We start from the raw sequence: 8,842 nt of genomic DNA, 5'->3' as shown, positions 1-8,842 counted from the left end.
CCACCTGCAGGTTGCGGGTTTCAGGTCTGGGGGAATGCAGAATGCGCAAGGCGCCCCCCGCACTCGTGGCATTATTGAAAATACGGGCCGGGGCGCAGCCTGAGTGGAGAGATTTAGGCATGAAAAAGTGCCCCTGACAGGGATCGAACCTGCGACCTTCGGTACCGGAAACCGATGCTCTAATCCGCTGAGCTACAAGGGCATTGCTGGCGAAATGCCAACGATGCGATTCTAGCCTATAAAGACTGAAGCGCAGTAATTGGCCTCACGCCGATGGGGGTGTGGTGGGAGTAGCGAGCGGTTAGGATCGCCGCTCGCTCGTCTCCCGCAGCCTGTGCGACTAAGCGGGCTGCTCCTGTGCCTGGGGCTGGTCAAAGAAGCCCGGCGCATCCGCGGTGTGGACCTCACCGGTGCGCAGGTAATCAACCACGATCTGGTCGACGGCCTTGTTGCCCATCGCGAAGTGGCCGTGACCCGGGCCGTGGACGGTCACCACGCGGGACTGCATCGGATCCGAGAGACCGCGGTAGAAAGCGTACGGGGTCTGCGGGTCACCGGTGGCCTGCAGCTGCAGCGGCTTGGTCTGCAGGTTCTGGCCGGAGACGGCAATCGGGGTGTTGACCGGTGCGCGGCCACCGCAACCCGCGCCGGAGGCGTACATCGAGTTGAACAGAGTGAAGGGGTCAATCGTGACGAAGTTCGACCAGAGGAACGCCGGAATGAGGGTGGGATCCGTCGGCGCGGTGTTCTCATTGCACATGATGATGTTCTGCATGCTCACGGCATTGAGAACGTCCTGCTGAGCCTGCTGCGGATCCTGCTGAGGCTGCTGTGCTGCCTGCTCCTCAAAGTTAATTGGCTCGATGCCGCCGATGTGCTTGGCCAGCGTGTCCCAGGCCTCCGGGCGGGGGAGCAGCTCACGGGTTGCGGACAGCGTCGGCGAGGAGGCTTGGACAGCTTGCGGGTTGCGTACCTTGCCGGCGAGGTGCTCCGCCTGCACGCGCAGCTCACCGGTAGCAGTCATGATATTGGCACCTGGCTGGCCGGCGAACTCCAGCCCCGGCGGGAGGTCACCAATCTGGGCGTTTGGTGGAAGCACAGTCGGGCGCACGCCTGCCTCGGCGGCAACAATCTGGGACCAGCGCTCGTAGGCCTTCAGCGGGGTCTTTCCGGCGTGGTAGGTGGCGTCATTCTTGGCCACGTACGCAAAGAAGTCATGTAGCGCATTCTCGTAGCCTGCCTGCTGGGAAGCGAAGATCTGGTTCCATGCCATGTTCGGGTTCATGCCAGAGTCGAGCACGACCTTGTCGGTGTGCTGTGGGTAGAGCGTGGCGTAGGTGGAGCCCAGGAAGGTGCCGTAGGAGAGACCGGCGATGTTGATTTTCTCCTCGCCGAGTGCCTGGCGGACAACCTCCCAGTCCTTGGCGGTGTTTTCCGTCGTCAGGGAGTCGGTGTAGCCAGGGGTGTTCTTCTCGCAGTCATTGCGGGTAATCGCGCCGATCTGCGTCATCTCCGCAAGGGGATTGGCGCCCAGCTCACTGGCCGTGCAGTTCACCTCTCCCGACTCGCGCAGGCCACGCGGCTGCACACCGATGATGTCGTAGCTCTGTTTGACTTCCTCCGGCCACGCGGCGAAGCTCACCCAGCTATACGCGTCACCGCCCGGGCCACCCGGGTTGGTAAACAGGGTGCCCTGTCGGTTTCCGGTGGCCTTGAGGCGGATGAGGCCGACGTCGATGGTGCCTTTCTCCGGGGCATCGTGATAGGTCGGAACGGTCACGTGCCCGCATTCAGCGCGCTCTTCGGTGACCCCTTCCGGGCACGGGCCCCAGTTGATGGTGGGTTGATCGGCGTGAGCAACAGCGGGCGCGGCAACCAGGCCGGCAGCAACAGCTACGGGCCCCAGCACCGAGCCTAAAACGCGAGAAAGACGCATAGAATAAGGCTCCTCAAATCGTTAATAAGTACGTGCCTTATCCTATGCGCCGGGGGTGATGTGAGCCGAGTGTTCGGAAGGGGCGGGTGCCCCCGAACGTCACACTACTTAACAATCACCACAATAAGATCGCGCGGGCCGTGGACACCCTCCACGCGGGAGAGCTCGATATCCGAGGTAGCGGAAGGGCCAGAGATCCACGTTGCCGGGCGCTCCGGGTTCATACGGGAAACCATCTCCGGGACACCGTAGACGATCTGGTCCTTGCGCACGATACACACGTGACGGTCCGGCACCAGGGTCAGCGCGCGACGGCCACAGGTCTCATTGGACTCAAGCACAATGGTGCCGGTCTGCGCGGAGGTGACGTGGGATTCGGTCACCACGGCATCGACAGCGTCGAGCTCGCGCGGGTCCTTGGCGTTGTCGTCTGGGGTGGTGGTGCCTTCGAAGCCGTCGAGAAGCCCAGCGTCCATGCCGGGTGCGTAGACGACGTTCGAGCAACCGCGCTCTTTAAGGATGTCCACGAGGGTGGAGTTCAACCCAGACTCATCGGTGACGTGCACATCAGCCTTGTAGTCTTCGAGGCGGTCCACCAGCATCTCACGCAGCTCATCCTCGTTGAGCGTGCCTTCCTTCTGGTACTCGCGCGGAATGTCTACGTGGTCCGGCAGGCCGGCCTGCTTCTGGGCGGCGGAAATGCGGTTGAGGATTTCCTCTTTGGCGGTGGTCACTTGATGCCCTCCTTCTTGGCTTGGGCGAGGAGTTCTTGAGCTTCGTCAGTGTCGAACCATTGGCGGAAGGACTTCTTCGGCGGAACGGCGGTGTCGCGTACGTCGGACCACCCAGACATGAACAGCGGCAGCTTGTCGATGACTCCGTTGAAACCGCCGAGGACACGGCCGAGCGCCACCATGTGGGTGATCTGGTTCCAGATCTTCGGGTTCTTCCACACCAGCTCAACTACCTGGAAGAGTTTCTCTTCGACCGGCGGGGTGGCGTGGGTGACCTTCTGGTAGCGGTTTTCCAGAATGACCTGGGAGAGCGGGATGCGCACCGGGCATACCTCGTCGCAACGGCCGCACAGGGAGCAGGCATAGGGCAAGCTTGCCGACGGATCGTTGTGGTCCTTCATGCCAGTCAGCTGCGGCGTCAGGGAGATACCAATCGGGCCCGGGTAAACGGAGCCATAAGCGTGGCCGCCGGCGCGCTCGTAGACCGGGCAGACGTTCAGGCAGGCAGAACAGCGGATGCACTTGAGTGCCTCGTGGCCCTTGGGGGAGGACAGAGCAGCGGTGCGGCCGTTATCCAGCAGCACGATGTGGAAGTTCTGCGGGCCGTCACCTTCGGTCACACCAGACCACATGGAGGTGTACGGGTTCATGCGCTCTGCAGTGGAGGAGCGCGGCAGCAGCTGCAGGAAGACCTCGAGGTCCTGGAAGGTCGGGACAAGCTTCTCAATACCCATCACGGTAATGAGGGTCTCCGGCAGGGTCAGGCACATGCGGCCATTGCCCTCGGACTCCACGATGTTGATGGTGCCGGTTTCTGCCACACCGAAGTTAGCGCCGGAGATGGCGACCTTGGCCTTCATGAACTGCTCGCGCAGGAACTGGCGGGATGCCTCAGCCAGTTCCGCCGGCTCGGCCTTGAGGGAGTCATCGGTATTCGGCATCTTGTTGACAAAGATGTCGCGAATCTCCGCGCGGTTGCGGTGGATAGCCGGGACCAGAATGTGGGAAGGCTTGTCCTCACCCAGCTGGACGATGAGCTCCGCCAGGTCAGTTTCCTGGGCGTGGATGCCGGCCTCTTCCAGGTGCTCGTTGAGCGCGATTTCCTGGGTGGCCATGGACTTGATCTTGACCACCTCGGTCTCACCGGTCTCGCGGATAAGACCCTCGATGATCTCGTTGGCTTCCTTGGCGTCGCGTGCCCAGTGGACGATGCCTCCGCGCTTGGTCACCTGCTCTTCGAATTGGAGCAGCAGTTCGCCCATGCGCACGGCGACGTCATCCTTGAGTGCCGAGCCGGCGTCGCGAAGCTGCTCCCAGTCCGGTGTTTCATCCACGGCGTGCTGGCGCTTGTCACGAATCGTGGTGGTGGCGTGGTGCAGGTTGCGGCGCTGGGTGGCGTTGTTGAGGCCCACGTGAGCCAGCGGCACGAAGGCCTTCGAGCCGCGCAGGTTGCCGTAGCCTTCAGGAGCGCGCGGAGGAGTGGTGTCGAGGAAGGAAGTCATTAGAGCATCTTCTCCTTGGAGTAGGCCGCAGAGGTAGGAGTCCACGGGTGTTCCTTGGTGGAGGCGAGGATTTCCGCCAAGTGGATAGCGCGAACACCGGAGCGCTGGCGGGCCAGGGCACCACCGATGTTCATCAGGCAGGAGGAGTCACCGCCGGTGACGTATTCGGCCTCGGTTTCGCGGATGTGGCGGGTTTTGTCACCCACCATCGCGGCAGAAACCTCGGCGTTCTTGAGCGCGAAGGTGCCGCCGAAGCCACAGCACTCTTCAGCATTAGGCAGCGGGGCGAGGTCGATTCCTTCGACCTCCTTAAGAAGCTGGTAGGGGCGGTCACCCAGTTTGAGGAAACGTAGGCCGTGGCAGGAGGGGTGGTAGGTCACGCGGTGAGGGAAGAAGGCGCCGACGTTGGTGACACCGGCGACGTCGACAAGAAACTCCGGCAAGTCCAGGGTCTTGCCGGCTGCCTTCTTGGCGCCGTCCACATCAGCGGAGGTGCCGAAGCGGTCCGCGATCATCTCGTGCTGCTCGCGCACGGCGCCCACGCAGGAGCCGGAGGCAGAAACCACGTAATCAATGGAGGGATCCGCGAAGGCGTCCGCATAGGTGCGGATCATGCCCAAGGTCTGCTCCTGGTAGCCGGTGTTGATGTGCATCTGGCCGCAACAAGTCTGTTCCTCGGGGAAGACGACGTCGTAGCCCAGGCGGGAGAGGATCAGGGCCGTGGCCTTGTGGGCATCGGGGAAAAGTGAGTCACCGATGCAGGTGGAAAACAATGCTATTCGCATTTGTGAGCGCTCCTTAATCTGCCTCCATGTGGCTTGTCCCGTGCTGTGCACAGCGGAGTTGTGCTCGGATGCGCGCTACCAGGACAGCCGCACTGGGCATTTTTCGAGTGTGTACCTTTGAGCCTACCGCCCAAAACTCACATTATCGACACGGGATTACCCCTCCTACCTGGCTTTTTATCGCAACACTAATGTTGTGAAATTCCTAACGTGCGGTGATGGTCGCAGCGGTCGCGGCCGATATGAGGCAACCCCCAGACTGGGCGATGAAGACGCCCGAATCTGGGGGTAGTTAGTGGTGTAGAACTTTATGGCTAAACCCTTTTAGGGGACCAAGAAGCCCAGCACGTTGGTCATGAGGAAGACGATGACGCACACGACGGCGAGGAAGGCCACAGAGTAGCCCACGACGGCCTTGAAGATGCGGGATTCCTCGCCCTCCATCTGGACCGCGGTGGCGGCGATGGCCAGCGACTGCGGGGAGATCATCTTGCCCACAACGCCACCCGAGGTATTGGCGGCCAGCATGAGGTCCGGGTTGACGCCGATGCGCTCGGCGGCGGTGACTTGCAGGTTGGCAAAGAGCGCGTTGGCAGAGGTGTCCGAGCCGGTGACCGCAGTGCCGATCCAGCCCAGAACGGGGGAAAAGAGCGCGAAGATGCCGCCTACAGAGGCTACAAACTGGCCAATGGAAATGGTCTGGCCGGAGTAGTTCATAGTGTAGGCCAGCGCCAGGACCAAGATGATGGTCAGCGCGGAGAACTTCATGCGGTTGACTACCTCGCCGAATTTGGCCACTGGTGCGGAGGCCTCCAGCGTGTAGCGGCCGTTCTCATTGAAGGCCATGTAGATGATGGCCACGATGATGCCGGAGATGAGCAGCAAGGTGCCCGGGTTGCCCAGCACGTTGAACGTGAAGGCGGTGTCCATGGCGTGGCCTTCGGCGTCGAAGACGGTGCCGTCGAGAAGCGGCCAGGCAACGTTGACCTGCAGGAAGCCGAAGATGGCCGGCCATGCGGTGGCGATGGCGAAGACAGCGGTGACCACGGCATAGGGCAGCAGGGCCATCCAAATGCGGCTGCCGTTGAGATCCGTGACCTCCTCCTGGGCGGGCAGCTCCATGCGCTCGCGCAGGCTGTCGACACCCTTGGGCTTCCACACACGCAGGAAGATGAAGCCCGCGCCGAGGGAGACGATGCAGGCCACGACGTTGGTGAGCTGGTAGGCGAAGAAGGTAGCCGCGGCCCACTGGGCAATGGCGAAGGAGATGCCGATGACGGCCGCGGCGGGGCCGGCCTCCTTAACACCGCGCATGCCGTCAAGGATAAAGAGGATGAAGAAAGGCACGACGGCGGCAATGAGCAGGACCTGGAGGGAAATCAACGCGGCGATGTCAGCGGTCTGCTCGGCGGTGCGCCCGCCGACCGAGCCCGCGGTGGTGACTGGGATGCCCACCGCGCCGAAGGCCACGGGCGCGGTGTTGGCAATGAGCACCGTGGTGGCCGCCTTGAGCGGCTTAACACCCAAGGCCAGGATCATGGTCGCCGTAATCGCGACGGGAGCGCCGAAGCCGGCGAGGGCCTCCAGCAGGCCACCGAAGCAGAAGGCGATGAGGATGGCCTGGATGCGGATATCGCCATCGCCCAGCAAGTCAAAGGTCTTGCGCAGGTCATTGAATCGTCCGGAAGCCACGGTCACTTCGTAGAACCAGATGGCGGTGATGATCACCCAGACGATGGGGAAGAGGCCAAAGAGTCCGCCGCGCACCGCGGAGGACAGGGCCATGCCGGTGGGCATGTCCATGCCAAAGACTGCGATGAGGAGTGCCACGAGAAGCGCTACCGCACCCGAGGTATGGGCGCGGGCCTTGAGGCCCAAGAGCGTGATGAAGAACGCGATGAGCGGCAGCGTGGACACCAGCGCGGTAAGCCCCACGTTGCCAGCAATGGCGTCGGTGGTGATGTTGAAGGTTGACATAAATCTCAATTCCAGTTGGCTCCCGCTGGCGTCCTCGTGGAGATCCCCAGGATGCGGCACCGCATGTTTCGGCCGAGCGAGAGGGCGAAAGATTGAATCGATTCAGATAACGCCTTTTAGGGTAGAACTTGGCGCTTCGCTGTGCTGCATTGTTCACCCGATGGGGGTGAGTGACCTTGCTAACGTCTGAGACCTGGTAGCGCCTCCAAGCGGCGGAGACGATAGACTTTGGCCCTATGAATCCTGAAGATCTTTCCGTCCTGATCAAGAACACTGCCGCCGCCGTGCTCACCGAGCATGAGCTGGACTCCTCCGTCCTGCCGGAGACCGTGAGCGTGGAGCGCCCGCGCAACCCGGAGCACGGCGATTACGCCACCAACCTGGCACTCCAGGTGGCCAAGAAGGCCGGCACCCAGCCCCGCGAGCTGGCGCAGTGGCTGGCGGATGCCCTCGCCGGCAATGACGCCATCGATGAAGCATCCATCGCGGGCCCGGGATTCCTCAACATTCGCCTCGCTGCTGCTGCCCAGGGCGCCATCGTGGCCCAAGTCCTTAGCGCCGGTGCGGACTTTGGTAGCAACTCCACCTACCAGGGCAAGAAGATCAACCTGGAGTTCGTCTCCGCGAACCCGACTGGCCCGATCCACCTGGGCGGAACCCGCTGGGCTGCCGTGGGCGATTCGCTGGGCCGCGTGCTCGAAGCCTCCGGCGCGGAGGTGACCCGCGAGTACTACTTCAACGATCACGGCGGACAGATCGACCGCTTCGCTCGCTCCCTCGTGGCTGCCGCCAAGGGCGAGCCCACCCCGGAGGACGGCTACGGCGGCGATTACATTAAGGAGATCGCGCAGGGGGTGCTGGATCAGAACCCGGCAGCTCTCGATGGCAGCGACGCCGACGTGCAGGAAGCCTTCCGCTCTGCCGGCGTGGAGATGATGTTCGCCCAGATCAAGGAGTCCCTCCACGAGTTCGGCGTGGACTTTGACGTCTACTTCCACGAGAACTCCCTCTTCGAGTCGGGCGCGGTGGAGAAGTCCATCCAGAAGCTCAAGGACAACGGCAAGCTCTACGAAGCCGAGGGCGCATGGTGGCTGAAATCCACCGAATACGGTGACGATAAGGACCGCGTGGTCATCAAGTCCGATGGCAACGCCGCCTACATCGCCGGCGATATCGCCTACGTGGCCGATAAGTTCGACCGCGGCCACGACCTGGCCATCTACATGCTGGGCGCAGACCATCACGGCTACATCGCTCGCCTGCGCGCCTCGGCCCAGGCCCTGGGCTATGACCCGGAGGCCGTCGAAGTCCTCATCGGCCAGATGGTGAACCTCGTCCGCGATGGCCAGGCGGTCAAGATGTCCAAGCGTGCCGGCACCGTCATCACCCTTGATGACCTTGTCGAGGCTATCGGCGTCGACGGCGCGCGTTACTCCCTGGTGCGCTCCTCCGTGGATTCCAGCCTGGACATCGACTTGGGCCTGTGGGCTTCCCAGTCGGCGGATAACCCGGTCTACTACGTGCAGTATGGCCACGCCCGTATTTGCTCCATCCTGCGCAAGGCAGCAGAGCTGGGCTTCGACACCGCCGCGCTTGCCGACGGCCCCCTCGACCTCCTCACCCACGAGAAGGAAGGCGACCTCATCCGCACCCTAGGCGAGTTCCCCGAGGTTGTGGCCACCGCCGCTACGCTGCGTGAACCGCACCGCATCGCGCGTTACGCCGAGGAGCTTGCCGCCGTGTTCCACCGCTTCTATGACCAGTGCCAAGTGCTGCCGAAGGCTGGTGAAGAGACCGAGCCGATTCACTCCGCACGCCTCGCCCTGGCCAGCGCCACCCGCCAGGTCATGGCCAATGCCTTGACCATGGTCGGGGTTAGCGCACCGGAGAAGATGTAAGAAAAGGTAT

6 protein-coding genes and 1 tRNA gene are annotated in these 8,842 nt (G+C 62.7%); 1 reads left to right on the top strand and 6 read right to left on the bottom strand.

Annotated elements, in window-relative coordinates:
* Positions 1 to 128: 128 nt before the first annotated feature.
* The 6 genes from HMPREF2993_RS09235 to HMPREF2993_RS09210 all read right to left on the bottom strand — a co-directional run bounded on the left by HMPREF2993_RS09235 (position 129) and on the right by HMPREF2993_RS09210 (position 6,934).
* Positions 129 to 202, bottom strand: a tRNA-Arg gene (locus HMPREF2993_RS09235).
* Between the two features lie 138 nt (positions 203 to 340).
* Positions 341 to 1,936, bottom strand: coding sequence for an alpha/beta fold hydrolase (locus HMPREF2993_RS09230; RefSeq protein WP_070511535.1), 1,596 nt, complete (start codon positions 1,934 to 1,936; stop codon positions 341 to 343).
* Between the two features lie 104 nt (positions 1,937 to 2,040).
* Positions 2,041 to 2,670, bottom strand: coding sequence for a LutC/YkgG family protein (locus HMPREF2993_RS09225; protein WP_070443739.1), 630 nt, complete (start codon positions 2,668 to 2,670; stop codon positions 2,041 to 2,043).
* Complete coding sequence (locus HMPREF2993_RS09220; protein ID WP_070511539.1) at positions 2,667 to 4,172, bottom strand: LutB/LldF family L-lactate oxidation iron-sulfur protein; 1,506 nt, start codon at positions 4,170 to 4,172, stop codon at positions 2,667 to 2,669. Before HMPREF2993_RS09220 ends, HMPREF2993_RS09225 begins: the two co-directional genes overlap by 4 nt.
* The gene (locus HMPREF2993_RS09215) at positions 4,172 to 4,957 is read right to left on the bottom strand and encodes a (Fe-S)-binding protein (RefSeq protein WP_010187137.1); all 786 of its coding nucleotides are present in this window, start codon (positions 4,955 to 4,957) and stop codon (positions 4,172 to 4,174) included. The genes HMPREF2993_RS09220 and HMPREF2993_RS09215 overlap by 1 nt, the downstream gene beginning before the upstream one ends.
* Before the next feature lie 324 nt (positions 4,958 to 5,281).
* Positions 5,282 to 6,934, bottom strand: a complete 1,653-nt coding sequence (locus HMPREF2993_RS09210) for an L-lactate permease (RefSeq protein ID WP_070702027.1) — start codon at positions 6,932 to 6,934, stop codon at positions 5,282 to 5,284.
* Positions 6,935 to 7,170: 236 nt separating this feature from the next.
* On the opposite strand from HMPREF2993_RS09210, the gene argS reads away from it, so the two are divergent.
* Positions 7,171 to 8,832 (top strand): arginine--tRNA ligase, encoded by a 1,662-nt coding sequence (gene argS, locus HMPREF2993_RS09205; RefSeq protein WP_046648913.1) that lies wholly within the window; start codon positions 7,171 to 7,173, stop codon positions 8,830 to 8,832.
* Positions 8,833 to 8,842: the final 10 nt, after the last annotated feature.

The organism is Corynebacterium sp. HMSC068G04 (genome assembly GCF_001814885.1).
In the GTDB taxonomy this organism is placed as follows: Bacteria; Actinomycetota; Actinomycetes; order Mycobacteriales; family Mycobacteriaceae; genus Corynebacterium; species Corynebacterium hiratae.
This window is presented reverse-complemented; position numbering and strand designations above follow the sequence as displayed.